The sequence below is a fragment of the Bradyrhizobium sp. WYCCWR 12699 genome (assembly GCF_032144035.1).
Taxonomy (GTDB): domain Bacteria; phylum Pseudomonadota; class Alphaproteobacteria; order Rhizobiales; family Xanthobacteraceae; genus Bradyrhizobium.
In genome coordinates this window covers 1629291-1655363 of the sequence record NZ_JAVTJN010000039.1, presented here as the reverse complement: position 1 = coordinate 1655363, position 26073 = coordinate 1629291, and the positions used below count along the sequence as shown (strand labels likewise).

Annotated in this window: 19 protein-coding genes; 7 read left to right on the top strand and 12 right to left on the bottom strand. The window is 62.2% G+C overall.

What is annotated here, in order from left to right:
- Nucleotides 1–320: 320 nt before the first annotated feature.
- The 4 genes from RPS27_RS38430 to RPS27_RS38415 are packed head-to-tail and all read left to right on the top strand — an operon-like array spanning nucleotide 321 to nucleotide 5078.
- Complete coding sequence (locus RPS27_RS38430; RefSeq protein WP_313755039.1) at nucleotides 321–1529, top strand: acyltransferase; 1209 nt, start codon at nucleotides 321–323, stop codon at nucleotides 1527–1529.
- A gap of 7 nt (nucleotides 1530–1536) precedes the next feature.
- Nucleotides 1537–2874 (top strand): hypothetical protein, encoded by a 1338-nt coding sequence (locus RPS27_RS38425; RefSeq protein ID WP_212065673.1) that lies wholly within the window; start codon nucleotides 1537–1539, stop codon nucleotides 2872–2874.
- A 9-nt stretch (nucleotides 2875–2883) separates the two neighbouring features.
- Complete coding sequence (locus RPS27_RS38420) at nucleotides 2884–3990, top strand: acyltransferase (protein WP_313755038.1); 1107 nt, start codon at nucleotides 2884–2886, stop codon at nucleotides 3988–3990.
- Nucleotides 3987–5078 carry an acyltransferase gene (locus RPS27_RS38415; protein WP_212065671.1) on the top strand — a complete coding sequence of 364 codons (1092 nt, stop codon included), beginning with the start codon at nucleotides 3987–3989 and terminating at the stop codon, nucleotides 5076–5078. Before RPS27_RS38420 ends, RPS27_RS38415 begins: the two co-directional genes overlap by 4 nt.
- Nucleotides 5079–5099: 21 nt before the next feature.
- Here the strand turns inward: RPS27_RS38415 and RPS27_RS38410 are convergent, their stop codons facing one another.
- On the bottom strand, nucleotides 5100–6215 hold the full coding sequence (locus RPS27_RS38410; RefSeq protein WP_212065670.1) for a glycosyltransferase family 4 protein: 1116 nt from the start codon (nucleotides 6213–6215) through the stop codon (nucleotides 5100–5102).
- A gap of 1 nt (nucleotide 6216) precedes the next feature.
- A complete protein-coding gene (locus tag RPS27_RS38405) occupies nucleotides 6217–7050 on the bottom strand; it encodes a polysaccharide pyruvyl transferase family protein (protein ID WP_212065669.1) in 834 nt (277 codons plus the stop codon).
- 125 nt (nucleotides 7051–7175) lie between these two features.
- On the opposite strand from RPS27_RS38405, the gene RPS27_RS38400 reads away from it, so the two are divergent.
- The gene (locus RPS27_RS38400) at nucleotides 7176–8642 is read left to right on the top strand and encodes a lipopolysaccharide biosynthesis protein (RefSeq protein ID WP_212065668.1); all 1467 of its coding nucleotides are present in this window, start codon (nucleotides 7176–7178) and stop codon (nucleotides 8640–8642) included.
- Nucleotides 8643–8664: 22 nt separating this feature from the next.
- Here RPS27_RS38400 and RPS27_RS38395 read toward each other — a convergent pair whose 3' ends face one another.
- The 7 genes from RPS27_RS38395 to RPS27_RS38365 all read right to left on the bottom strand — a co-directional run bounded on the left by RPS27_RS38395 (nucleotide 8665) and on the right by RPS27_RS38365 (nucleotide 20958).
- Nucleotides 8665–9789 (bottom strand): acyltransferase, encoded by a 1125-nt coding sequence (locus RPS27_RS38395; protein ID WP_313755037.1) that lies wholly within the window; start codon nucleotides 9787–9789, stop codon nucleotides 8665–8667.
- 231 nt (nucleotides 9790–10020) lie between these two features.
- The gene (locus RPS27_RS38390; RefSeq protein WP_212065666.1) at nucleotides 10021–13929 is read right to left on the bottom strand and encodes an RHS repeat protein; all 3909 of its coding nucleotides are present in this window, start codon (nucleotides 13927–13929) and stop codon (nucleotides 10021–10023) included.
- A 497-nt stretch (nucleotides 13930–14426) separates the two neighbouring features.
- Nucleotides 14427–15818: a hypothetical protein gene (locus tag RPS27_RS38385; RefSeq protein WP_313755036.1), complete on the bottom strand. Its 1392-nt coding sequence runs from the start codon at nucleotides 15816–15818 to the stop codon at nucleotides 14427–14429.
- Nucleotides 15815–17092, bottom strand: coding sequence for a glycosyltransferase family 4 protein (locus tag RPS27_RS38380; protein WP_212065664.1), 1278 nt, complete (start codon nucleotides 17090–17092; stop codon nucleotides 15815–15817). The genes RPS27_RS38385 and RPS27_RS38380 overlap by 4 nt, the downstream gene beginning before the upstream one ends.
- A gap of 30 nt (nucleotides 17093–17122) precedes the next feature.
- The gene (locus RPS27_RS38375; RefSeq protein WP_212065663.1) at nucleotides 17123–18460 is read right to left on the bottom strand and encodes a hypothetical protein; all 1338 of its coding nucleotides are present in this window, start codon (nucleotides 18458–18460) and stop codon (nucleotides 17123–17125) included.
- Nucleotides 18460–19599 (bottom strand): glycosyltransferase, encoded by a 1140-nt coding sequence (locus RPS27_RS38370; protein ID WP_212065662.1) that lies wholly within the window; start codon nucleotides 19597–19599, stop codon nucleotides 18460–18462. Before RPS27_RS38370 ends, RPS27_RS38375 begins: the two co-directional genes overlap by 1 nt.
- Nucleotides 19600–19854: 255 nt before the next feature.
- Nucleotides 19855–20958 carry a glycosyltransferase family 4 protein gene (locus tag RPS27_RS38365; protein WP_211419542.1) on the bottom strand — a complete coding sequence of 368 codons (1104 nt, stop codon included), beginning with the start codon at nucleotides 20956–20958 and terminating at the stop codon, nucleotides 19855–19857.
- A 180-nt stretch (nucleotides 20959–21138) separates the two neighbouring features.
- Here RPS27_RS38365 and RPS27_RS38360 point away from each other — a divergent pair, with 180 nt between their 5' ends.
- On the top strand, nucleotides 21139–22014 hold the full coding sequence (locus tag RPS27_RS38360) for an aldose 1-epimerase family protein (RefSeq protein WP_212065661.1): 876 nt from the start codon (nucleotides 21139–21141) through the stop codon (nucleotides 22012–22014).
- Between the two features lie 48 nt (nucleotides 22015–22062).
- On the opposite strand, the gene RPS27_RS38355 is transcribed toward RPS27_RS38360, so the two are convergent.
- Nucleotides 22063–22911: an MBL fold metallo-hydrolase gene (locus RPS27_RS38355; RefSeq protein WP_212065660.1), complete on the bottom strand. Its 849-nt coding sequence runs from the start codon at nucleotides 22909–22911 to the stop codon at nucleotides 22063–22065.
- Nucleotides 22912–23004: 93 nt separating this feature from the next.
- The gene (locus RPS27_RS38350) at nucleotides 23005–24162 is read right to left on the bottom strand and encodes an acyltransferase (protein WP_212065659.1); all 1158 of its coding nucleotides are present in this window, start codon (nucleotides 24160–24162) and stop codon (nucleotides 23005–23007) included.
- A gap of 299 nt (nucleotides 24163–24461) precedes the next feature.
- Here RPS27_RS38350 and RPS27_RS38345 point away from each other — a divergent pair, with 299 nt between their 5' ends.
- Nucleotides 24462–25277 (top strand): response regulator transcription factor, encoded by an 816-nt coding sequence (locus RPS27_RS38345; protein ID WP_212065658.1) that lies wholly within the window; start codon nucleotides 24462–24464, stop codon nucleotides 25275–25277.
- Between the two features lie 10 nt (nucleotides 25278–25287).
- Here RPS27_RS38345 and RPS27_RS38340 read toward each other — a convergent pair whose 3' ends face one another.
- The gene (locus tag RPS27_RS38340; protein WP_212065657.1) at nucleotides 25288–26058 is read right to left on the bottom strand and encodes a transglycosylase SLT domain-containing protein; all 771 of its coding nucleotides are present in this window, start codon (nucleotides 26056–26058) and stop codon (nucleotides 25288–25290) included.
- Between the last annotated feature and the right edge of the window lie 15 nt (nucleotides 26059–26073).

Genomic DNA, 26073 nt, shown 5'->3' with positions numbered 1-26073 from the left:
AAAATTATCGTCGCGACATTTGCGACACCTACGTATGGAGATAGCAGCGCCGTTGTCGTCGCCATCATCGCAACAGCGCCGAATTTCGCGCACACTTTACACGCAAATACTCGCAATATCATGCCCGAACTGATTTGCGCGCCGACGCGCGGCGATCTCAAGCAAAAATGGCGTGAACTTGGCGCTCGCATGTCCGAATGACTGCGAGCTTTGAAAATATCGTCGATCGTCATGCGTCGAATGCGAGTCCGCGATCGCGGAGATTGAACACGCGCGAGTCCTGATACACACTGCTGCGGTGCAATAGTTGGGAAGTTGATGTGACGGAGTTGGTTCATCGTGAGAAGGCGCATGTCCTGCCGCTCGACAGCATCAGGGGCATCGCCGCGACATCAGTGGTGATTCACCATCTGCTGCTGATGCCGACGTTCCTCGCGGCGTTCCCGCACAATGCGTGGATCAATTGCTCGTTCTTCAGAAGCTCCTGGCTGCTGGTCGATTTGTTCTTCGTTCTCAGCGGGATCGTCATGTCGATCAGCTACGTCGAGAGCGACTTCGGCCGTTTTTCGCTGCGTGAGTTCATGGTGCGGCGCCTGGCGAGGGTCTATCCGCTGCATATCGTCATGCTGATGGCCAATCTGTTGTTTCGCCTCCTGCGTATCGGCCTGGTCGTGGCGGGCGTCGTCGTGGCCGCGCCGGCCGCCTTTGAAGTGAACAATGCCTATTCCTTCGGTCTCAATGTCCTGCTGCTGCATTCGATGGGATTCATCGATTATCTCAGCTGGAACGCGCCAAGCTGGAGCATCAGCGTCGAATTCTACACCTATCTGGTGTTTGGCCTGATCGTCCTCTTTGCCCAGCGCATGCGCGCGCTGTTGGGGTTCTATGTCCTCTCCGGGCTGCTTGCGGTCGGAAGTCTGCTCTTCATCATCTTCGTGCTCAAAAAGAAGAGCCTCGAGCTTCAGGCGGATTTTGGTATCCTGCGCTGCTTCGTGAGCTTCTTCCTGGGCGTGCTGACGGTGAGGATCGTCGATCGCTTGCCGGCCAAGCCGGGCCCTGCCGTGCAGGGCGCGTTGCAATGCGCCGCCATGATCGCCAGCATCGTGCTGGTATCCTCGGCGGAGGCCAATCCTGCGTCAACCTTCCTCGCGCCCGTGACGTTTGCCATCTTCCTCGGCAGCTTGCTCGCCTTTCCGGATGCGCTGCTGGTGCCGCGGATCCTGGTGGCGAGGCCGCTGGTCTGGCTCGGGCGCCGTTCCTACTCCATCTACATGGTGCACGCTCTTGTGGTGCTGCTGGCTGAGTATTTTGTGCGGGCCGTGGGGGCGGGGCGAATCGCCGCCCTGGATTCAATCTGGGCGGGCCTGCCGGCGACGCTGAATCTCGTCCTCTCGGTGGCCGCTGTGCTGGCGGTTTCGCACTTCACCTATCGCTATGTCGAAATTGCCGGCGGCAAGCTCGTGCGAAATGCGCTCGAAATCCGTTCCGATTTCGCGCCATCCCCCGCGCGCTCGGCGCGGCTGAGCTGAGCCTGGCATGAGCACCTTCGCGCTGCAACCCCGCCGCATCACGCTGATCAGCCTCAACATCGAGGCGATCGCGCTCGCAGCCTATTTGATCCGGGATGCCTTCGGGGGTGCGATGCGGTACTACACCAGCATCATGCATTTGGACGGGATTTGGTTTTTGCCAGATGGCATTGCGCTTCTGTGCCTGGTCCAGTTCATCGTGCATTGCATCTTGCGCAATCGTAGTATCATGGCTGCAGTTGTCCTCGTACAAATCATGCTGTCGCTGGTGCTCGGCTATTTCATGCTGGGAACGGTCAACGCTGCGATGTCGTCATTCAAGATGATGCTCCCGGTATTCGTCGGATTTTGTTTCTGCGACACCAGTCTAGGCTCATACAAGAAGTTACTAACGGTCATCGCCGCGACGTTCTATCTCTCGCTGATCGGCGTGCTGCTGACGAAATTCTACCTGATGCCCTGGGTCGGCTACAAATATGAGTCTTTCGGCGCCGTTCGTGAGGCGGGCCGGCTGTGGTGGGCCTATGGCGGTGACGATCAACGCCTCACGGGTTTTGCTGCAGAAAGTACCATGGCGGCCTTCTTCATCCTGGTGTCGTTCGCGATCACGTCCATTCGCATGAGCACCAGTTGGTGCCTCATATTTGGTTCCATCGCGATCTATGCGATCAAGCTGACCACGAGCAAGACGACCATGATCGTCCTCGTGCTCTACTTGATTCTTCTGGTGCTCGTACGGATGCTGCCGGAGAAGTCGCGCTTTCCCGCGATCCGGACCATTGCGCTGTGGTCGTTTGCCGCGATCTTTGTGCCGTTCTTCATGATCGTGGTCGCTTCCGGTACCGCCGCGGTGCCGCACACGACCCTGTTCAGCATCGTCGACCGGATCAACAACAGCTGGCAGTTGCCGTTCGTCTACATGAACCAACTCATGCCCATGGGGCTGGTGACCGGTTGCGGCGCGGGCTGCTTCAACTATCCGCAGAAGCTGTTCTCGCCGCTCGCGCATTTCTGGGTGCCCGTCGACAATTTCTACATCGGGACTTACCTGATGTTCGGTCTCCCGTTCGCCGCATTCATGGTGATGGTGTTCCGGGCGACGTTCGGAGCGACCGACGTCTACAAGCTGACGCTGATCTTCGTCGTCAATCTGTTCACGATCACGGTACTGAATTACGGCCCGGCGTCCGGCCTGCTGATCATCGCATTGAGCTTCAGCGAGGTGTTCTCGCGCCGTGCGGCCTCCGCGCGGGCGGGAGACGCAGTGCCAATCGTCATGCGGCCGCCGGTGCCGTCATTGGAAGACTTCCGCCCGGATATACCGGCGGCGAGCGGAAGCAGGTGAGAACGAACGATGCATAAACGGCTTGCATTCATCGACACGCTGCGCGGCATTGCCGTGTTGTCGGTCCTGGTCCAGCACGTATTCGAGATCATCGTCGAAAAGCATCCGACGGGGGCCTATTACTGGCCCTTCCATGATGTGTTCGGCTATTACATGAACTTCGGCCGGTTCGGCGTCGTGCTGTTCTTCTTCGTCAGCGGCTTCGTCATTCCGTTCAGCTTTCCGGACAGCGCCACCCCGGTGCGGGATTTCGCGATCAGCCGCTTCTTCCGGCTCTATCCGGCCTATTGGACCTCGCTCGTGGTGGGGCTGGTGACGATGCAGCTGATCGACTCGAAAGTCTATCCGCTGGGGCAGGTTGCTGCGAACGTGACGATGCTGCAGACCTTCGTGAACATCCCGAACCTCTGGGTGTTCTACTGGACGCTGGCGATCGAGCTGCTGTTCTATGTCGGATGCACCATTCTGTTTGCGATGGGACTGCTGAACCAGCGCTTCACGGCCGTGACGATCGTCATTGCGGCCGCGCTGGTCGGAACGACCGCTGCACTCCTGGTGGAGAACAGGACCGTTTCCTCGGTGATGGAGGTGGGGTTGAACCTGTCGGCGATGTTCCTGGGCAAGATCATCCGCGATACCGTCATCGGCGGAAAGCTGCGATGGACCCACGTGGCGGTCTGCACGCTGCTGTATGCGATCTTCGCCATCACCCTGTCGGACCGGCGGTTCGGCGGCGTGTATCACGAGAATTTCTTCTACAGCTATTCGATCGGATCGGCTTATGTCGGCGCCGCGCTGGTCTTCATCGGCTTTGCCGTGTTCGGCGAGCGAATGGCGTGGCGCCCGATGGCGTTCGTCGGCGTGATCAGCTATTCGGTCTACCTGATGTCGCCGTTCGTGATCGTCTTCACGCATCGCCTCGTCTGGTTCGGCGATGGGCCGCTCGGATGGGCGATCTTCCTGGCGCTGATCCTGGCGCTGTCACTTCTCGTCAGCTGGATGACGTTCACGTTCGTCGAGAAGCCCAGCATTGCCTTTGGGCAACGGTTCCGCTCGGCGCGACGAAAGAAAGTGATTCTCGAGCCTGCGCTCAGCACCCAGGGCGCCGCAGAGTGACCAAGCTTCCGCACCAGCCGGGCGTCGCCTATGACGGATCGTTCGTTCCGTCGGTGCAGGGGCTTCGCGGCATTGCGGCGCTGAGCGTGCTGATGGATCATTTCTACGACATGCCGAAGGGCGGCATGTACGACATTCCGGATCCCGGATTCCTGCCGCCGCTCTGGACCTGGCTGCAATCGGTGATCAATGTCGGCGGGCATGGCGTCGAGCTGTTCTTTATGATCAGCGGCTTCCTGATCCCGGCGAGCCTGGTACGGCACGGATCGCTGCCGCGGTTCTTCTTCGATCGCGTCCTGCGCATCATGCCAGTCTTCGTCGTGTTGCATCTCGCGCTGTTCGCGATAGGTCCGATCGTCGCTTACAAGTTCTTCCGTGGCATCGATCTGCCGAGCTATCTCGGGATCTTCGCGGCCAATCTGTTCTTCGTGCAGGACGCGCTCGGTCTGCCCATTGCCCAGCAGAATGCCTGGACGCTGACCTATGAGTGGGCGTTCTACATCTGGTTTGCCGCGACGTTCTCGATGCTGCGCATCGGGGGCAAGATGCTGGCCGCGCCCCTGATCCTGCTGGGCGTCGCCTGTCTGCTGCATTGGCCGATCACGGCCTTCTTCTGCATCGGCATGCTCTTCAGCGCCACCGGCTTTCGCATCGCGATTCCGGGGCGTCTCGGCTTGGTCGTGGGGCTAGCCTGCGGAGTGGCGATGTATGCGAGCCTGGTGCTGTTTCACCCGTTCGTGGCGCTGCTTCCCGGCTTCCTGCTGTTCGGCATGGTGCTTGCCCCGGCGTCGGGCCTCGGCAGGGCCCTGAGTGCGCCGGCCCTGCAATATGTCGGCAAGATCAGCTACAGCCTCTATCTCGTGCATCCCTTCGTGCTGTTCCCCTTGCAGGTGATCGGCCTCAAGCTGGTCGCCGTCGGTGTCGATCGCTGGCTGCTGTGGGCCGCTTTCATCGCGCTTGGGCTGGTGATGTCGTTGGTGGCGAGCGCGATCAGCTATGAGCTGATCGAGGTCAGGCTGCGGCGCCTGCTGGACGGCGCGATCCGGGGCATGTTCTTTCGGCCGCTGAAGGTCGGACAATCGGTTTGAGACACCGCGGTGCCGTCGCGGTCAGCTCACGGTACGACCCGCGAGCTTGTGATAGGAGCCCAGTAATCCCTCGGCGATGCGGTCCCAGTTCAAGATGCCGGCCGCGGTCTGCTGTGCGCCGTTGGTCAATGTCGCGGCAAGAGGTTTCGAGGTCAGCACGCGTTCGAGCGCATCTGCCAGTGCCGTGGCATCGCCGGGAGGAACAAGCAACCCGTTGACGCCGTCGGTGACGACGTCGGGAATGCCGCCGGTGGCGCTGGCGACGACGGGACGCGCATTGCCGTAAGCCGATGCAAGCACGCCGCTCTGCGTCGCATCCTTGTACGGCAAGGCGACCACGGAGGCGGATTGAAACAGTCGCCCGGTATCGGCAGGTGAAATGTAGGCATTGATGGTCTTGACCGTCGGCATCGCCTCCATCCGCGCGCCGAGCCGCGTCATCTCGGGACCGCGGCCGGCAACGATCGCCTCGTGCGCCACGCCGCGCCGGGCCAAGATGTCGATCGCGTCGATGAAGACATCCAGGCCCTTGTAGGCCCACATCCGTCCAAAAAACAGGATGCGCGTGGATTCGGGCGCGGTGATCGTACCCCTGGCCGGCGGAACCATGAGCACGCCGTGCATGCTGGAAACCGTCTCGCCCTTGAAGTCGGGTGACGCGCGGCGGAAATCGGCAATGCAGCTCTCGCCGTGCGTCGTGACGACCGACGCGGCGGCGCGCATGCGTTCACGCCAGCTGTCCTCGCGTGGCGACGTGCCGGAGCCGCCCTCCGAATGCGGAATCGCATCGTGAACGGTGAGCACGAGAGGGATGCCGAGCGGACGAAGCAACTGGATCAGCTTGGACGTGTAGATCTCCGGAACTTCGTGACAATGAATCACGTCCGGACGAAATGAAATTATGTCGAGGAACGAGACCGGGATGCCGATCACGCCGCCGCGGCGCAGGCTCAGGTCGCGAACTCGCGTCTCGAAAGGCGCCGGGACGGCGATATCGGCCAATTCCCATTGCTGGTTGGCGTCCTTGCGGTTGAGCACCAAGCGGACGTCGCAATGATGCGCCAATCCCGCTGCCAACCGATAGGAATACTCGGAGAAATGCGGCGCGTAGATGGCCACACGGAGGCGCTGGCCCATGTCAGCTCTTTCCGCTCCAGAGGTCGATCGGGAATGCACTCATCAAGGCACGATGGTCAAAGTTGAGGCGGGCAGCCCCACCCATCTCGCGACCTTCGTCAATGCTTGAGGCAAACTCGACGGCGAACCGGCCGGTGCCCTCGTAATAGTCGCGATACTTGAATTCGGACTCTGCGTTGCTAAGGCGCACGTATCGCGCCGGTATCCCGAATGCCTCGGCGACAACGATCCCGTGTAGCGAGCTCGCCAGAACCAGTTCGGCTTCGAGAATGGCCTCAATCCGCCGATTCCAGGATCCCAGCGGTGAGACCACTGTCTCGGCCGCACAGTCAACGAGACCTAAATCGTGCAAATTCGGAACAAACACCCATGGCTTTCTAGCAGTCCGGTGAAAGCGATTCGGAAACAGCTGGGGAAGCAGCAACGCAGGATCTCCAAACACTTCGGGTACCGCGATGCCCCGGCGTTGCAAAATCTCCCGTGTACGAGGGCCACGCACCGCGCGCACGTCCAAATTCTGCACGCGGCGATTGAGGTCGTCCTGACCTGGGCGCCCGTTCACGCCGCTTCCCCAGATCACATCGCCGTCTTGCGCGTAATGGAGCACGGAACCGATCGCGAACAAGCGCGTTTGCCGCGGCACCTCATCGGCAAGCGTATAGCCGAAATGCCGCAAGAGATGGTCAACGACGATCATCGAAAGATGGTCGCCGAAATTTATCGTTCCGTCGTCGGGACGCCAGAAGAACAAGTCCACGTGCGGATACGGCAGTTGATGAATAAAGTCGCAACCGACCTCGTTGATCAGCCGTCGTAGATTGCCTCGAAAATTCATGCTGCCTCGGATCGTAGCTGCTTTCTTGCCGTAGTGTCCTCGTAAACAAGGCGACTATTGGACCATTGCAGCCAATGGCCCATCGACAAACGTCGGCCTACCCGAGATTGTGACAGGCTTCCCAATTGCGCCACGAGATTATCAAACCGCGCTCGATCGTTTCGGGCGTCATTTGGTCCGCACTCGATTCCGCGGTCGGGCAGGCTCTCACGCTCGCAATCTACATGATCATGGCGCGGCTGCTGTCGCCACAGATTCTCGGCATCGTGGCAACGGGGGCGTTGGCGCTCGAATTCTGCCGAGCAGTTCTGATCGAGAGCATCGCGATTGCCGTCCAGGCGCGCCCCGAGCCGAAGGACGAGGATTATACTGCCTCGTTCTGGCTTATTGCGGGCCTCTCCTTGTTTGCAGCGCTCGCACTGTTCGCCTCGAGCGGCGCTATCGAACGATTCTCGGGTCTTTCGAATATTGCCATCGTTCTCCAAGGATTTTGCGTCGTGGTGGCCGTCCAAGGCCTGTCACGGACGCACGAAGCCTGGTTGACGCGCAATCAGCTCTTTCGATCCCTCGCCATCCGCTCGCTTTGTTCAATCTCGGTTGGCGGGGCCGTAGGAATCGGTCTAGCGACCCAGGGTTACGGGGTCATTGCGCTTGTCGGGCAACTCGTCTCGACTTCGTTGATCTCGCTGGTCAGCCTTTGGATCCTGACGCCCTGGCGCCCTCGGCTCCGGGTCAGCCGGCAGGCTGTTATCGAGCTCCTGAGCTATGCACGATACGTGGCGCTGACGGGAATCACGAACTTCGCCAACGCCAATTCCGATTTGATTTTTGTCACTTGGTATACTGGCGCCGCCGGCGCCGGCTTCTACAGCCTCGCCAAGCGCCTGGTCAACGCTGTGAGTACCGTAATCGGAAATGCGTTGAACCGCGTGTTTTTCTCGACCATCGCTGGCCTCCAGCATGACCGAGCAGCGTCGCGTTCGACGCTGGTTGACTTCGTCATCTACACGTCGCTGCTGACGGCGCCGCTTTTCGCCGGCATTGCCGTTCTGGCGCCGGATCTAATCGTCGGTTTCTTCGGGTCCAAGTGGGGCGAGGCCGCCCCTCTACTCGCGATCATGTCGGTCACTGGATTCTTGACCACGATCGGTCTCTACAATCACTCCGTAATCCTGGCGTTCGGCAAACCGCACTGGCAGACTTGGCTGACCCTAATCTACGCGGTTTCGAACATAGCAATCTTCATCCTCGCTGCGCCGTTTGGTCTTATCGCCATTGCTGTCGGCTATGTCGTTCGCGCCTTGTCGCTGTATCCGCTATCCGCCGGAGCCTCGATGCGGATCCTGTCGCTCGGTATCAGGTCCTACGCCGCGGCGCTGATGCCCGGACTTGCGGGCTCCGCTGTGATGGCATGCGCGGTGGTTAGTGCCTCCCTTACCATTCCTGCCACGTTGCCGTGGCTGCGTCTCGCCGCGCTCGTGCTGCTTGGTTTTTCGGTTTATCTTGTCGTTGTTATCGCGCTCGCCCGGCCGGCCGTCGTGCGGATATGCCAGGAAGTCTTGGGTCGTGTGCGGCGATCGTCGAGGACCTAGCTGCAAGATCTGGCCTGCACGCCTAGCTGGCGTTAGCGGCCTGTCTGGTCTCGGAAAGATCGAGCGGCTCGGTCTTCGGGATGCGGGCTGATCTTGCATCGCCCGCCGCAAGCCGGTTGATCAACTTTCGAGCGGGATTTTCGACATAGTGATATGTCACGTCGGCAACGACTGTCAAAACGATGCAGCAGGCCAACGCAAACCCGGGAAACATGCTTGGTTGAAATCCGAAAAAGTGCCAGGCCGGCTTGAAAAGCAGGATCAGCAGCACTTCGTGCACCATGTAGATCGCATACGACGTGTTGCCTAGGCGGCCAAGCCAGTCAGAACCGGGAAACCGGGCGAAAGCGCTTTCTCCAGTGGCAGTGACGAGGATAGTCAGAGAGAAGAGCATGATTGCAAGGTCGGGCTTCGCATAGACGTTGAGGACCAGGACCGAGAGAGCAAACAGCGCTATTCCGGCGAATGCGACCGGCTTCTTGCGATAGTCGCCGGAGAGCCTGAACAGGACCGTCAGGAGAATCCCATTCAGGAAGCTTGGAAGGGCCCGTAACATGCCGAAATCGAAGGTTGCCCCGTACATCTGCGAGCGCTCCTGCCAGATCGGCAGGTGAGCGTGGGCGAGGATTCCATAAGAGAGCGCGACGATGATCGCGAGCATCAGCGGCGAAATCCTGCCAGCCAGCAGCACGAACAGCGGGAATAGAAGGTAACAGAACAACTCGGCGCTGATGGACCAGGCCGGCGAGTTGAAGCTGAGATGATCTGTAACACCCCACGCCTGCACGAGGAAGAAGTTTTGAATGAAATCCAGCCAGCTCGCGTGCGAGGTGGGACCGGATATGCCCATGAGAGCAAGGACCGCGAATATCAATAATGTAAGCAAATGCAAAGGGTAGATTCGCGCGATCCGCCTAACGAGGAAGCGCGTATAGGAGCGCAAGCCTGCCGAGGTTGAAGAATAGGAATAGGAGATCACGAAGCCGGACAGGATGAAGAACATGTCCACGAACAGGCCGTAGGACCCGTTCCACGCCGGCGAGATGCCCGCGTCGATCAGCTTCAGGTGGAAGATGAAGACCCCGAGCGCAGCGACGAAGCGGTAGAAGTCGAGAACGACGAAACGTCTTGCTTCACTGGCTTCCATCGGGCCTCGGAGTCCTTGCGCGGTTCGTCTCCGTCTCTAACGGCGAATTGTGACGCAAGTTCGCTGCGCGTTGGCCGATGCGGCGCAATCGGGGCAGCTCGCCCGAATTCATGGGAGCCATCCCATTGCGAATGGCAGCCGGCGTCCTGCTCATCGATCATCCAGGCGCCCAACAAACGACGGGGCCGGGACCGACATGGTCCCGGGCCTCTCGGCTCGAATTCGCCGTGCTCAGACGAACAGGAAGTCGTGGCTCGTCAGGCTGGAGACGTAGACGTTCTTCAGCAGGATCGAGTCGGTGGCGGAGAACGTGATGAGCGCGTTGGTGCCGGACTGCGTGATTTGCAGGTGGCTGTAGTCCGCCGCCAGCAGTTTCGAGATCTGGACCACGTCGTGGGTCGTGCCATCGCCGGCCTGGAAGTTGAGGATTTGGTCCTGGCCGTGGTCGTAGGCGATGGTGGTCGCGTTCGGCGCGGCTGAGAACACGTCGTCGCCCGCTCCACCGTGGATCGTCACGCCGCTGGCGACGGCCGTGACATTGTGGGTGCCGTCGGCCTTGGTCTGATCGATGAACTGCAGCGCTTTTGCTGTGTCGTAGCTCTCGTGCCGAGTGGTGCCGGTCTGTCCGTTGAAGTTGAACAGGAAGACGTCCCTCGAGCCGTCGGCGTTGCTGGCGATCTCCTGGGTCTTGATGCCGGCGCTGTTATAGGTGTCGGTCAGCTTGCTGCCGTCGTTGTTGATGAGCTGGGTAAAATCCAAAGTGCCGTCGGCGTGGGTCCTTGTAATTTCGACGATATTGCCCGAAGCATCGAGGTGCTGGTGCTGCGTCGTGTAGGACTGCCCGGTGACGTTGTAGTTCCAGTTGTCCGAGGTGCCATCGGCATTCTTGATATAGGCGGCGGTCTTCACGCCGCCGGTATAGACCGTCGTGGAGCTGTAACCGTCGAGCTTCGTGGTCACCTCGCTGGTGATGACGCCGTGCGCGTCGTACCAGTCGGAGGTCTTGGTGCCGTTGGCGCTCTGCTCCAGTGTGAAGGCCAGGCTGCTGTCCGCGTGGGTGCGAACGATATTGGTCAGGAAGCCGGTCGAATCGTAGGTGTCGTGCTCCTTGGTGTAGGTCTGGCCGACCACGTTGAACTGGAAGACGTCCTTCGACCCATCCGCGTGGTAGTCGGTCTCCGTCTTCTTGGCGCCGGCCGCATCGTAGTTGGTGACCACGCTGCCGCCGTCGCCGTGGGCGACCTGGGTGTAGTCGAGCGTGCCGTCGGCGTGCCAGCGGGTCACCTCGGTCGTCTGGCCTGTGGGGTCGAGGTGCTGGTACTGCGTGGTGTAGCTCTGACCGGTGATGTTGTAGCTGTAATTGTCGTGGCTCTGGTCGGCATTGGTGATGTACGCCGCCGTCTTGACGCCGTTGGCGTACACCGTGGTCGAGCTGTAACCGCTCGGCTTCTGGAACACCTCGCTGGTGAGCACGCCCTTGGCGTCATACCAGTCCGTCGTCTTGGTCCCATCGGCGCTCTGCACCAGCTTGAAGGCCATGCTGCCGTCGGCGTGCTTGCGGATCAGCGTGGTGAGGAAGCCGCTCGCATCGTAGATGTCGTGCTCGGTCGTGTAGCTCTGGCCGGTGATGTTGAAGAGGAATACGTCCTTGCTGCCGTCAGCATGAAAGTCGGTTTCCTTGATCCGTGTCCCCGCAGCGTCGTAATTGGTGACGACGCTGCTGCCGTCGCTGTTGATGACCTGGGTATAGTCGAGCGTGCCGTCGGCATGCTTGCGGGTGACGGCCGTGACCTTGCCCGACGGGTCGATGTGCTGGATCAGCGTGGCGTAGCTCTGGCCGGTGGTGCCATAGGCATAGTTGTCCTGGCTACCGTCGGCATTCTTCACATAGGTATTGGTCTTGACGCCGTTGCTGTAGGTCGTGGTCGACGTAGTGCCGTCCGCCTTCTGCACCACCTCGCTGGTGAGGCTGCCGGCGGCATTGTACCAATCGGTCGTCTTGGTGCCGTCCGTGGTCTGAGTGAGCTTGAAGGCGAGGCTGCCGTCGCTGTGCAGGCGCGTCAGGCTGGTGAGGAAGCCGGTGGCGCTGTAGACGTCGTGCTCGGTCGTGTAATTCTGGCCCGTGATGTTGTAGGTCCAGACATCCTTGCTGTGGTCGGCATGATAAGCCGTCTCAACCAGCTTCACGCCGGTGGCGCTATAGGTGGTGATCACGCTGCTGCCGTCGCTGTTGTAGACCTGCGTCGAGTCCAGCGAGCCGTCGGCATGGCTGCGAGTGACCGATGTGACCTTCCCCGACGCGTCAAGGTGCTGGACCTGGGTGGTGAAGCTCTTTCCGGTGACGTTGTAGGAATAGTTGTCCTGCGAACCGTCAGCATTCTTGACATAGGCGGTGGTCTTGAGGCCGTTGGTGTAGAGCGTTGTGGAGTAGTAGCCGTCCGGTTTCTGCACGATTTCGCTTAGAATGATTCCGGCCGGATTGTAGGTATCGGTGGTCCGGATCGCGTCGATCCCGACATGAACGAATTTCGTCTTCACCCCGGCGGCGTAGCTGATTAAGTCCTGGGACCCATCGCTGTAGACGACGGTGGTCGAGGTCGGCTGCCCGCTCGAATTAAGCCCAGTGTCGGACCTCGACAGAAGCTTTCCGCTGGCATCGTAAGTCTTTGTGTTGATCCAGGTCGCGGCCGAGTTGGTCACCGAGAATGAATATCCGCCCTGGATCTTGGAGAGGGCGCTGCCGTAATGGGCAATGATGTAGTCCATGGTCGCCTTGGAGGCGACGGGCAGGACGTGCGAGCCGGTCAGCGTGATGGTCTGCAGTGCCGTCGACTCGCTGAGGTCGGACAGTTGCGGCACGATCTCGGCGGCCGTGCCGCTGACGGTGGTCATCGTGTCCGGCGGAGTCGACGTTGCTGGGGGCGCGTCGATCTCGATGATCAGCGGGTGGTCGCTGACCGGAATCGTGATCGAGCTGACGTCGGTGTAGCTGGCGATCGCCGTGGTTCCCGTCAGGGTGTCGTACACCTTCACCGAATGATGCACGCCGCCGAGATTCACGGTGACCGTCTGGGCCGTGTTGGACACCTCGCTATCGGTGGAATCGTTCCAAAGCTTCGGCTCCGCCCACACGACGAGCTCGTAGGCGCCGTTGCTCTTGCCGAGCACCATGCTGTTGCCGGTCGCCGGCATGTTGCTCAGGGTGTAGTTCAACGGATCAGTCGGCTGCAGGCTGCCCTTGCCGTCGTCGGCCAGAATGGTCGTCAAATTGTGGATGGCGGTGGCGGCGAGCTTCGGCGTCCCGTCGGAATTGAACAATCCGAAATTGGCTTCGGGATTGGTATTGCCGGCGGACGAGTCGCGATCGAACATCTCGTAGAGATAGGTGGCGCTCACGCCGGCCTTGTAGGCATCGACCAGGGTGTTCAGGATCGATTTGGCCTGCACCGTCTCGTTGACGCCGAGATATTGGGTGTTGGCCTGGGTGGTGTAGCCGGTCTCGGTGATGACGACAGGCTTGCCCGGCGCCGCGGTCATGACGGCGCTCAGCGTTGCCGAAATCGAGCTGCCGTTCGTCAGGCTGGTGCTGACATAGGCATGGGCGTTGGCGTAGTCGACCGACCCCGACATGTTGCCGAGCTGGCTGTAGCCTTGCGGATCGTTGTAGGCCAGTGACAGATTGTAGACGGGGATGCTACCGAGCGTGGCGTTGGCATTGACGGCCTGGTAGAGCGCGCTCTGGAACTGAGCCGCGGCGCTGAGGCTCGAGCTGCCATTGTAGCTGAAGGGCTGGTGATTGGCCTCGTTGAGCCCTTCGATGGCGCTGATGCTGCCCGGATGGCTCACCGCGAACTTCTCGAGCGAGGCGATGTAGTTCTGCAGTCCGGTTGTGCCAGTCTGGGGCAGGGCGGACGACACCAGGAAGTCGAACTTGTAGCCGGCGGCGGCCAGGCCATCGACAACGGGTTGCGCAGCCGGGCTGGTCCCCATCGCGTCGCGGAGGTGGGTGACGCCGAGATACTCGAGGTCGTCGACCATCAGCGCGAGATTGTTGTAGCCGGTCCACCCGAAGCCGGCGTGGGTGTTGACGCCAATGGAGTTGATGAAGCCGCTGGCGGACAGGATGGTTTGATCGGACATTGCACACTCGATTTCAGCGCGAACGAAATTGCTCGCAGGATTTGCGTTCAAGCTTCTCTGGCGAGTGTGAATTTCAGATAAAAACGAAGCTGCAAATCTCGAGCGAAACGCGGTTCCTTGTGCAGGAACAGACTTGCTCGGCAGCAGCAGAATATCGATGCGATGCCGGTTCAGCGTGGCGCGAGGAAGGCGCTTTCAAGATTTTCGCGATTTGCACTGCTGAATGTATGCGCAGGCGGCGCGAAAGACTTCATACGGCGGGTGTTGCGACGCCGCGATGTGGCGCTCGTGTCCGCCGTTCGGAGTATCTTCGCCCCGTACTTTGGCGCAGCTCGCGCTCTGTCCTGCACGGGAAGTTCGCAGATGCCGCTTCCATGAGCGGTTAAACCCCATGATTTACCCGTAGGGGTTGTGAATGCTCAGGGATGCGGCAGGAGCGCGTTGCTGAGGGCCCGTTCCGTACCGGAACCCGATCTGCATCGCAGGAGGTGCGAGAATCAGCCGCGGCGAGCCGGCATCAGAAAGTCCCCGCGCCATCCAATGACCGCCGTCGCAATCGCGGCGATCACGATCTTGCCGGCGAGCCATGTCGCGGGCTCCGTCGGCATCGACCCGAGCGATCCGATCAGGATCGCGGCCACCAGGGCCTGTATGACGAGCGGCCAGCGCGGGAATGCCTCAAAGCGCAGGGTCGGACCGAGTGCGACCAGCATGGTCGCGAGCGTGGCGACCGCAGCGCAGCCGACCGCGCCGCGCGGGGACAGGCCGGCCGAGGTCGCGACCAGCGCGAAGGCGACGACAAGAGCGAGCTGGCCGGCCGCGACGAGGACAAGCCTGGTCGCCAGCTTCTCGAGATGGGGGACGACCGCGATCGTCGCCTGCAGATGGGTGTGCAGGAAATAGAAGGCGGCGACCATTGGCGCCGTCTCCAGAAAGCCGGCCAGGCTCGCCTGCGGCACCAGGATACGGGCTGCATCTGGAATGAATCCAATCAGTCCGCCGAGCAGCACCAGGGTGGTGCAGATCATGAATTCGAACATCCGCCGCGCCGACTGCACCGATTTTGCGCCGCTTGCGTGCTCGAAATCGTGGACCACCTCGGGATAGCTCACGGTGTGGATCGCGGCATTGAGAACCCAGAAGGGACGTTGCAGCAGGTCGAGCGCGATCGAAAATCCGGCCCCGGCCCCCGTCGCGCCCAGCCGGCCGATGACGATGACACGGAGCAGCACCGGCACCGACAGATGGATGACGGACGCGCCCGCCGCAAGCATGCCGTAGCGGGAGAATTCCTTCCAGTCGGCCAGCATCCTCTGCAACGACACGCGCTCCATCGGCGTGCGATAGGCGGCAAGGCCGGCGAGGAGGCCCAGGGCGTGCCCCGACGCGATGCCGAGCAGCGCCGCTTCGGCGGTTCCCGAGATCACGCCTCCCGCGACGGCACCGGCCAGGAGGGCGGTGGCCCGCAGCGCCAGAAGGACGGAGGCGATGCCGAGCCGGTCGGACAGGCGGATCGACAGGAAATAGAGATCCGTCAGTCCCTGGAGGACGGAGATGCTCAGGCCCAGCGCGATGATCCCTCTCGGCAGCACGCTGGTCAGCGACGCGCAGCTCCCGACCACGACGAGCGCGGCCGCGCTCGTCAGGCCGGCCGCAAGCAGCGACCACCTCAGCCGGGCCGCCTCGTCCTCCTCGGCTGCCGCCAGAAAACGCAGTCCGGCCAGCTGCAGCCATTCGAACATCAGCACGCAGAGCAATTGGCTCGAGGCCAGCGCGAGGGAAAAGTTGGTGTAGTCGGCGGCGGGCAGCAGATGGCTGATCGCGAAGATCAGGATGATCGCCGCGGCGCTTTGATAGAGGTAGCCCGCCATCGCGAAGAGGCGTGTCATCGCGGAATGAGGCGCTCCTTACCGACGATCGCCGCTCCCTGCGGCGCGTCGGCCGTTGCTGCGCGCACCTGCGACATCCGCTGCTCGCGCAATTGTTCATACAGATTCTTGTATGAAGACAGCACGTCGGAGAAGATCCACTTGTTGGTATCGGCGATCAGGCGCCGGCTGATCTCGTCGATCTTGTGCGGGTCGGCTGCGACCGCGAGCATGCTCTTGGCCAGGGATTGCGGATCGGCTTCGGTCAGCCAGCCGGTCACCCCGTGCTGGATGACCTCGGGCATGCCGCCGAAGCGCGTTCCGAGCAGCGGCCTGCCGGCCGCCTTGGCATCTGCGACGACCAGGGGACCGGGGTCGTGCCAGATGGAGGGCGCGACCACCACGTCGACCTGCTTGTAGAAATCGTCCGGCGCCACGAAGCCCATGAACTCGATTCGCGCATCCGGCGCGAGCGTCCTGAGGCGTCGCTGCTCCTCGTCGCTGACCCGGCCGGCGATCATCATGCGGATGCGATCCGGGGGCAGCAGCGCCAGAGCCCGCATCAAATTGTCGATGCCTTTTTCCTCGGTGAGGCGGCCGATGAATCCGAACGTCACCTCGGTGGTGCAAATCGGACGGGGATAGGGCGACTGCGGCGGCTCGGTCGAGGCATTGCGGATCACGGTGCGGATCGGCGTCTCCGCGAACATGCCCATATCGGTATGAATGGACAGGACGCGCTCGCTCACGCCGACCACGGCGCTGAGCCAGTGCGTGGCACGCTTGCGATGAAAGCTCAGAATTCCGCAGCTCGTGCAGGTGTGCTCGCAGGATCGTCCGTGGTCGAAGCGGGAGCAGCGCGGACAGGTCAGGTAATAGTCGTGAAGCGTATGAAGCACGGGAACGCCGAGCTGGGCGGCGACGCGCCAGATCGCGGTGGTGAGGCCCGACAGATTGTTGGAGTGCAGCACGTCCGGCTTGAAGGCCCGGATACGTTCCGCGATCAGGGGTGCCTGCATCTGCCAGTCGTCGATCGCGTGCCAGATGCTGCGCAATGCGACGTTCTTCTGCTCCGTGAAGGGCAGATACACGTTCCGCACCGGAGCGGAGTAGACGTTGACGCCGTCGCAGGTTTCCGGGGCCTGCTCGGGGGTGGATGCGGCCCGGATCACTTCCACTTCGTCACCGCGTTGCACCAGGCCTTCGGCGAAACGACGGGCGAAGATCTCCGCGCCGCCGACGATCTTGGGTGCCTGAGGCGTCGGATAAAGCGTGGACGTCAAAAGAACTTTCATCGCGTCAACCTCATGTCTGCAAAATCGGCTCTACCGCGCCGGCCTGATCTCCAGGGTGGGAACGGCACTGTCATTGGCTGCAATCAGAACAGGTGTGCTCGAGACGGGAATCCAGACCCCGGACGCAGGCTTCGCCGCCTGGTCGCATGGCATCGCAAAGCTTGCGCCTTGCTGATCTCCCTTGAGCCGAATTTCGTAGCGCCGGTCCGGAGCCTCGGACCAGACGGCAATTCTGCCGCCGGAGGCCGTCGATGCATTGATCGACACGACGCCGCTGGCGAGCTCGCGTCGCTCGGCACTCAGGCTGGAGCGAATGAAGGCCCAGGCGCCTTGAGCCGCGCAGGCGACCGGCTTTGGCGAATTGTCGAAACGATAGAGCCCGAAATTGTCCTCCAGCTCGGACGGATTCTTTCCACTGTCCTTGAGCTCATAGAGCCACATGCCCTTGAGCCAGCGGGCCGCGGTCGACGCCCACAGGATGAGCTGCGCCGTATTGTCGGCCTGGGCCTGCTCACTGACGCCGCATTTGTTGCTGGCTGTGGTCCAGCCCGTCTCGGTGACATAGATCGGGAAATCGGGGTTTCCGCTCGCCTGGCCGACCAGGCGGTGAAACGCCGTGAGCCGGTCGATGATCTCGGCCGAGGTGCGTTTGCTCGGGCCCATGCAGAAATTGTAGAGATGGATCGAAGCACCGTCGGCATATTGAAGGATGCCGGTTCGCAGCATCTTCTCCGTCCATGTCCAGCCCGGATCGTCGCCGAGCGCGCCGACCAGGAAAGGCGCATTAGGTGCAACCCGCTTGACCGCCGGCCGCGCGACTTGCGCGAGCGCCAGATAGTTCTCCGGCGAGAACGCGGCGTCTTTCTTCGCCGCCAGATTCCATTCGTTCCAGAGTTCGAAGAGTGGATGCTGCGGCAGGACCGATTGCGCCGCCGCCGCCGCATAATCGGCGAACCGCTGCCGCGCCTCATCGGTCGTCGGCGGCGTGGAATTCGGGACCAGATGATGGCCGAACGCAAGGATCAGAAGGGGGCGGGCGACGCCGGACCTGACTTGCGATTCCAGCCGGCTGAGCCTGGGCGTGAACCCCATCCGGCGTCCCCCCACCTCGAAATCGGACCAGGGAAAATCGTCGCGGAAGGCGTTGAGGCCAAGCTGCTTGATCTGGGTGACGTTCTCCGCAGGCACGTATCCGCGCGTGCTCACCGGGCCACCCAGGCCCTGATGCGTGCCGACCCCCAGCAGGAATCGGGCATCGAGCGGTTGCGCCTGCTGTGCGCAGACGGAGACCGGCAGAAAAACGGATGCGATGAGGCTCGCGAGGCGGAGACTGTCGCGAACCAAGGTGCGTGCGAATAGTCGAGCCATCAGAAATTCTTGGAGAGATCCGATTGCAGTCCCGCCTTCGCCGCGACCGGCGTCCCTTCGTTCTGGAGCAGCTCGAGATAGACCTGCTGCAACTGCCCATGCGTCTTCTGAACGTCATAGAGTTGCTTGAACCGGTCGTAGCCGCGCTGTCCCAGCACCTTGAGATCGAAATCCAGCGTCCGCCGAAAACCGTCGACGAGCGGCTGAACGGCGACGGGCTCGCAAAGCACGCCGGTGACGCCGTCGACGACGATCTCGGGCAATGCTCCGCTGCGGAACGCCAGGATGGGTTTTGCTGCGCGCATCGCTTCCAGGGCAACGAGGCCGAAGGCCTCCCATCGTGACGGGATCACGACGAGATCGGCAGCCTCGAGCTGGGTCTCGATGGTCGGGCGGTCGAGCCAGCCCAGCAGGGACACGTTGGGCGGGACGCTCGGGCCTTCATATTTGTTGACAACGGAGGCGCCGATCATGCGGACATCAAGTACGTCTTCGAGTTCGCGCGCCGCCTCGATCAGGAGATCGAAGCCCTTCTGACGGTCCAGGCGCCCGATGAAGAGAACCTTGACCTTCTTGGAGGTCCAGTCTGCCGCGACGGGCTGCGGCGAGCGCGTCTTCGAGATGCCGTTATGGACAAGCGTGAGGCGGTCGGCGGGAATTCCCGCTCGGACGGCTTCGTTGAACTCGTCGCCGGAGATGCAGATGATTCGGTCCGACGTTCGTGCGAGCAGGTTCTCCGCCGCCTTTGTCACCACGTGACTGAGCCGGCCGGTCTGGCGCGAAAACGCCCAGCCGTGCGGACAATAGACGACACGCGGTCCGTCCGAGCGGGCCGCAAGCGCAGGACGGAGCACGAGGCCCGCGAACGAGGAATGCAGGTGCACGACATCAGGACGGAAGGCATCCAGGGCCTGCATGCTCGCGCGCAGCATCTGGAAGAGTCCGGCGACACCGCGGCTGGGCCGTTCGAACGTCGTAATATGATTGTCATCGACCCCAGGAAGATCGCGACGATGATCCGACGGCACGACATAATGCACATTGTCCGCGCCGAAGCTTGCCTGTTGCTGAGGATGCAACTCGTTCAGGTAGCTCGCAATCCCGCCCCGAATCGTCTCGGCGATGTGCAGCACTTTCATCGTTTGCCTCGCATAAGGCTGCGTCGGAGAGCCGGACATCGTGTATCCCTGTTCTGTGTTCGCTAGTGCGAAACACAGTTCCTCGAATACGTAGCGATAATGGGGCAGCGATGTGGTGATGTTGCGCCATGATCATTCGCGTGCGTGCGATCGCTGTAAAAGCGAAAGAAATGTCATGGAACCGCGCATCAGGCAGCAAGTTGCAAAAGGTTTGTGCAGGAACCATTGCGCGCAACGGGCGAGTCGTGTCGAATTTCAAGCAGCGCTGGCGACGTTTGCCGGGCCTGCGAGATGATCGAGCAGGGCCTTCGCCGATTTCTTCCACGAATAGAATGCAACGCGATCGTGCTGCCTCATGCGTTCCTGATCGGAGATGGCACCCGTTGCCAGTCTTTCGAGCATGAGCTGCTTCAGCGCTTCGGCATCGCTGGCGCTAAAATACGCAGCGGCGTCGCCGCATGTCTCCACGACGGCATCGGCCGTCGAGGCAATGACCGGGCAACCGAAGATCATGGCTTCGAGTGGCGGCACGCCAAAACCCTCATAGAGCGAAGGGAATACGAACGCCGACGCGTGCGCATAGAGCGCCGCGATCTCAGCGTCCGTCAGACGCCCGGCCAGCAGCAGGCCGGAGGCTCCATCGCCTGAATTGTCCTGAAAGACCTTGCTGTTATCGCCTCCGACGATGACCAGCGGAACGTCGGCCCGATCGAGCAGCTGGACCGCTCGGATCGCGACGGAAAGATTCTTATTCTTGGTCCGCGAGCCCACATAGAGAAAGAACTTTCGGGGCTGGAGGCCGAGTCGGGCAATGATGTCCGGATCAGGCTTCGTCTTGGCGAAATGCTCTGCGCTGTTGGGAAAAACCGGGATCGCGGTTGCCGACAGATTCAGCACTTCGGCAAGCTCCTTGCGCGAAAAAGCGGATACGGTTGCGATGCTTGCATGTCGGGCCAGCAGCCGGCCCATCGTGCGGTGAACGGCCAGATAGCGCCAATTGAAGAAGTCGGGCCTGCGAAAGACCTGCGCGTCGTGGATCACGACAATGTGGTCGCGATGGAACACCGGGCCGGCATTGGCCAGGCTGATCAAGCGGCCTCCCGCCGCGGCCCGCGCCAGATCGATTTGATCCCAGGCGTGCCCGCGCAAGCGGCCGACGTTGCGGACCTTGATTCGCTCGAGGTGAAGGTCCTCGCTTGCATCCACGGGCGTCAGCAACTGCCAGTCTGCATTTCGCAGCGACGCCGGCGTTTGCTCCGATGCCAGCTGCGCGTCGATCGCCTTGACGATTTCGGCAGCGTAGCGCTGAACGCCGGTGAGCTTTTGCGATAGAAAGCGGCCGTTGATGAAGAATTTCAATTGGCTACCACAATGGTTGATCGGAATTCGCCCGGGCTGCGAGACGCAGGCGGCGGACGAACCCGTAAAGGAGCAACCGTTAGGTACAGAAATATGACGCAGCTCTGCTGCGGTGCCGACGCTCCGCGCATGGCTGGTGCCCGCCTTGCTGCGGTTGGAGGCGCAGTGTAGATGTCGGCCATGAGTGACGATACCCACACTCTCCGCAGCGGCGGACTTGTCTCGACCATCAAGGCGCATGGCGCCGAGCTCTGCTCGTTGAAGGACGGCACCACCGAATTCGTCTGGCAGGCGGGGCCGGAATGGCTGCGCCATGCGCCATTGCTGTTTCCGATCGTCGGGCGCCTCGCCAGGGACGAATTGCGGCACCGGGGCAAGACCTACCGGCTGACCCAGCATGGCTTTGCGCGCGACAACCGTTTTGCGTGGACGGAACGCGGCGAGAGCCGCTGCGTGCTGGTGCTCGAAGACAGCGAGACGACGCGTGCGCTCTATCCGTTCGCATTCCGGCTGACCGCAAGCTACACGCTCGACAGCGCCGGCCTCGATCTGACGCTCACGATCGCCAACAAAGGCAAGGAGACATTGCCGGCTTCGATCGGCGGTCATCCCGCGTTCAACTGGCCGCTCCAGCCGGGGCTTGCCAAGGAGAGCTATTCGCTGACTTTCGCGAGCGCGGAATCGTCTCCCGTCCGCCGTCTCGATGGCGGATTGCTGCGCCCGGCAACGGAGCCGAGCCCGGTCAAAGGTGCGGTGCTCCCCTTGTCCGAATCCCTTTTCACCGACGATGCCGTCATCTTCGACCCGATCGAGAGCAACGCGGTCCGCTATGCCGCGCCCACCGGTCCCTGGCTCACAATGTCCTGGCGCGGCTTTCGCGAGCTCGGCGTCTGGTCGAAACCATCCGGCGCACCCTTCCTCTGCATCGAGCCCTGGCGCGGTTACGCCAGTCCAGCCGGGTTCGACGGCGAGTTCAGCGACAAGCCCGGCCTGATGCACATCGCAGCAGGCGCGGAAGAGCAATTGTCGTTCCGGATCGAGGTCGGATCGTCCTGATGCCGGAAGGCCTGCGCGCACATCACGTTGCGGGCCGGGCGACGGCCCTCAGACTTCGATCCGCGTGAGATCCTCGCCGAGCACGACAGGACCCGAATAGTCCTGCCTGACATCTTCGAGCAGTGCGTTCAGCATGGCATCGTTGGTACGCGGCCGATGATGGGTCAACGCGAGCTTCTTGACCCCGGCCTTGGCCGCCACCTTGCCGACGGTGTCGCCGCAGGCGATCGTGAATTTCGCAAGGCGGCGAAGGTGCTCGTTGGTGATCTCCGGCGTTGCGAGGAAACAGCACTGGACGAGCAGGTCGGCTCCCTGTGCCAGCCGCTCGAGCCCGGGGCAGGGGACGGTGTCGCCGGAAATCGCAATGACCTTGCCCTCGGCTTCGAAGCGGTAGCCGAGGCACATCCACCGCGCGAGGAAGGCCGGCTGCATGTCGAGACCGTCGCCATGCTCGACCAGTTCGGCGCTGATCTTCCAGCGTCCGGTGTCGAGAACGGGACCCGGTATGATGTCGGTTGCGACGACAGGTTTCCAGCCGCCGAGGCTCGGCTCGCCCTGATCGCGCCAGGTGATGTCCTTGTCGTAGACCTGCGTGATCAGCGTGTTGACGAGCCGTTCCGTATCCGGGGGACCATGGACGCGCAACGCGTCCTCGCGTCCGTGCATCCATGAATTCAGCATCACGTCGTAGAGGTCGCCGATGTGGTCGAAGTGATGGTGCGTGAGAAAGACCGTGTTGATCGCGCCGAGTGGAACGCCGGCCTTGCTGAGCTGCACCACGACGCCGCGGCCGGCGTCGAACAGGATGTTCTCGTCGCCGAGCCTGATCAGCGTGGTCGTCGCCATGCGGCGCGGGTCCGGGCGCGGGCCGCCGGTGCCGAGCAGTATGACCTCCATGGTGCCCACTCCCGTGTGAAGAGTCCTCACAGTAGAGTCGAAGGCGGCAATGAAGCAAGCCGCACCTGATCGGCGGGGGCGGGTGGTGGTCGTTCAGCGCATGCTGGTCGCCGTGGCGGCGACGGTTGGCCGGAGGCTTGACCGGTCCGATCCCGCTGATGTCAGGCGATGCGCCAGGTCCTGCGCGCGCCGTTCGACCAGATGCCATGTGGCGCGCGCGATCAGATAGCTCAGCGCGGCGGTGACGACATAGGCGATGAGCAGCGAAACCAGCCCGTCCGCGAGCGGCCAGAGCTGACGCAGGCCGTAGACCACCGCGAAATGCGACAGGTACATCGAGTAGGAATTGCGGCCGAGCGCCTCAAGCGGCTGGAAGCGGATGGCAAGCTTGATGCAACCGGCAACCAGCGCGCCGAGCACGAGGTTGATCATGAGATAGTTGAACTCGTGTGAGCCCGTGACGCGGTCGGCGATGAAGGACAGCGCGATGAAGACGGCATAGATCGCGGCGTCCGACTTGGCAAAGCCGTCGCGCAGCGAGAAGAACAGCGCGCATCCGACCAGAAAGACCGGAAGCTGGTTCAGGAAGCTAAGGTGCAGCGTGGTCCAGACGAACGCCCCGTGGCCAGGGCCGTAATAGGCCGAGAACAGCGCGAAGGCCCACGGCTTGAACAGGAAGACATTGACGAGATGCAGCACGATCGCGAGCGCGAGATAAAGATGACGGCGCGACCCGAACGCGGTGATCAGAAGCGGGAAGGTGAGATAGAAGGTCATCTCCGCTGCGATCGACCAGTCGCCGGGCACCACGCTGTTGACGCTGTCCGGCCAGAAGCCGTGCAGGAAGGTCGCGGTCAGGATCACCTGAAGCGGCCCGATGCCATTAGGCGCATTGTCGCTTGGTCCGGTGCCGTTGATGATGAGATAGATCGGGATCGCGAGCCAGAACAGCGGCGCGATACGCAGGAAGCGGCGGATATAGAACTTGCGCGTCGGACTGGTTTCGGTGCGCTGCGTCCACATCAGGCACATCGTCATGGCGCTGACGAAATAGAACACGTTGACGCCGGTCCAGCCGCACATGAAGGCGAAATCGATGGCGCGGATATTCGACGGAAATGCCTGCGAGACGTGGATGGCCATCACGCCGGCGATGGCGAGGCCGCGCAGGACATCGAGCGTGTGTGAACGAGCGAACGGCACCGTGCCTCGCTCGGTTCGACCGGCAGCCAACCGGGCCTGCCCCTGCATCACGCCTGCTCCGTGGTTTCCTTGTTGTGCGCAGGCGCGACCATAGTGGCGGCGCCGGGCTTTCCGAAGCCGAACGCCTTTTTTACCTTAACCGGGGGTTGATCCCGGTTTCGAATGTGCGGGATCGGTGGCCGAGGCTGGGTGCAATGCCGGCGACAGGGCCCATCCCGCGCATTGATGCGCGCGATGAGAATTGTGGGCCACTTCATACTTAATGTGTCGAGACCATGAGCAATATTGTTTGCGCGTCGCAACGCGCCTATTATTGCGGCGGCTAATTTCGGGGGCTCGAACAAGTCGTGAATGTCCGTTCACATGACAGCGCATTGCGCGGCGGCTTGAATTTGCAGGGCGGGCCGCAGGCAAACAGGACACCCAAGACCGTGGTTGATTCCGCACTTCGGGAATTGCGTCCCGCCGGCCGCGAGCGGCTGATCGTCGTCGAGGACGATCCGGTGACGCGGACGATGCTGGTCGGCTATTTCAGCGACAACAATTTCGACGTGGTCGGCGCCGGCTCCTGCGCGGAATGCCGCCAGGCGCTGCGCGCGCGCACCGATCTCGTCTTCCTCGACCTGCAGCTGCCCGACGGCGACGGCTTCGAGCTCGCCAAGGAAATCCAGGCGACCAGCAACGCGGGCATCATCTTCGTGACGCGCCGCGACACCGATGTCGATCGCATCCTCGGCCTCGAGATCGCCGGCGACCACTACGTCACCAAGCCGATCAATCTGCGCGATCTGCTGGCGCGCGCCCGCAGCGTGCTGCGGCGGCGCTCGCTCGACCGCAAGGCGGCGCGCAACCACAATTCGATCGCGTTTGGCGACTGGATCATCGACCTGACCCGGCGCGAACTGCTCGGCAGCGATGGCAAGCCGGTGGCGCTGACGCGCGCCGAGTTCGACCTGCTCGCGGCGCTGGTCGGCGCCGACGGACGGCCGCTCAGCCGTGACTATCTGATCGAAGTCGTCAGCAACCGCCAGGCCGAGGTCGACATCCGCACGGTCGATGCGCTGGTGGCGCGGCTGCGCCGCAAGCTCGTCGGCAGCGGCACGCCGGTGATCGCGACCGTCACCGGCGTCGGCTACAAGCTCGCGCTCAGCGAGCGGCTGTAGCGCAACCTCGTCAGCGCGAAGCGACCCGCTTCCATCTCGCCTCGATGCGCGCCTTGATCCGGCTGACCCTGGCCTCGTGAGCAGCCCAATAGGCGCGGCTGGCCGCCGCGGTGCCCTGACGATAGCGGGCATAGACGGTTTTGGGCTGCGCCGCGACCTTCGATGTGTTCACCCGTTTTGCCGGGACCGCTGCGGGCGCGGCGGGAGTGGGGCGGGGCGCCGGCGCCGGCTCCGGTGCGGTCGCGACCTCGACCTCCAGCGCCTTCGAGTTCAAGGCGGCGAGACGGTTGCGGGCGCGGTTGCAATAGACCTGCGACCGCGGCGTCATGGCTTCCTCGCCATGGCCGGCCCGGTATTTCATGAGGGCGCGGCAGATGTCCCCGCCGGCCAGTCGCCAGGCCTGGCTGAGATAAAGCACCCCATAATGGATGTTGATGTCGGGTTCGGCGAGCTCCGCATCGCTGCCCCGGAAGCCCAGCATCGCCGCCGTCTCGGGTCGCACCTGCATCAGGCCAATCTCGCCGACGCTGCCGATGACGGCCGAATTGTAGCCGCTTTCGACGAAGACGACCGCTTCGGCGATGTCGGCCGGTAAGTCGGTCTTCGCGGTTTCTCGCTCGATGATCTTCCGGATCAGGGCCCGGGACGACGGCGTCTCGCCGGCGCCGAGCTCCGTGGCGCCGTCTGCGGCGTGCGCGCCGAGCGGGGCCGACAACAGCAGGACGACCGCCACGTGCCTCCACGTCGCGCCGAGATTGAAGCGTGCCCGATCCCACAGCATCGCTCCGTCATAAAT

Coding starts and splice junctions, on each gene's coding strand:
- RPS27_RS38380 (WP_212065664.1), bottom strand. CDS start 17,092: ATGAAAGTTCTTTTGACGTCCACGCTTTATCCGACGCCTCAGGCACCC.
- RPS27_RS38410 (WP_212065670.1), bottom strand. CDS start 6,215: ATGGGCCAGCGCCTCCGTGTGGCCATCTACGCGCCGCATTTCTCCGAG.
- RPS27_RS38425 (WP_212065673.1), top strand. CDS start 1,537: ATGAGCACCTTCGCGCTGCAACCCCGCCGCATCACGCTGATCAGCCTC.
- RPS27_RS38405 (WP_212065669.1), bottom strand. CDS start 7,050: ATGAATTTTCGAGGCAATCTACGACGGCTGATCAACGAGGTCGGTTGC.
- RPS27_RS38375 (WP_212065663.1), bottom strand. CDS start 18,460: ATGGCTCGACTATTCGCACGCACCTTGGTTCGCGACAGTCTCCGCCTC.
- RPS27_RS38360 (WP_212065661.1), top strand. CDS start 21,139: ATGAGTGACGATACCCACACTCTCCGCAGCGGCGGACTTGTCTCGACC.
- RPS27_RS38340 (WP_212065657.1), bottom strand. CDS start 26,058: ATGCTGTGGGATCGGGCACGCTTCAATCTCGGCGCGACGTGGAGGCAC.
- RPS27_RS38370 (WP_212065662.1), bottom strand. CDS start 19,599: ATGAAAGTGCTGCACATCGCCGAGACGATTCGGGGCGGGATTGCGAGC.
- RPS27_RS38420 (WP_313755038.1), top strand. CDS start 2,884: ATGCATAAACGGCTTGCATTCATCGACACGCTGCGCGGCATTGCCGTG.
- RPS27_RS38385 (WP_313755036.1), bottom strand. CDS start 15,818: ATGACACGCCTCTTCGCGATGGCGGGCTACCTCTATCAAAGCGCCGCG.
- RPS27_RS38395 (WP_313755037.1), bottom strand. CDS start 9,789: ATGGAAGCCAGTGAAGCAAGACGTTTCGTCGTTCTCGACTTCTACCGC.
- RPS27_RS38350 (WP_212065659.1), bottom strand. CDS start 24,162: ATGCAGGGGCAGGCCCGGTTGGCTGCCGGTCGAACCGAGCGAGGCACG.
- RPS27_RS38390 (WP_212065666.1), bottom strand. CDS start 13,929: ATGTCCGATCAAACCATCCTGTCCGCCAGCGGCTTCATCAACTCCATT.
- RPS27_RS38355 (WP_212065660.1), bottom strand. CDS start 22,911: ATGGAGGTCATACTGCTCGGCACCGGCGGCCCGCGCCCGGACCCGCGC.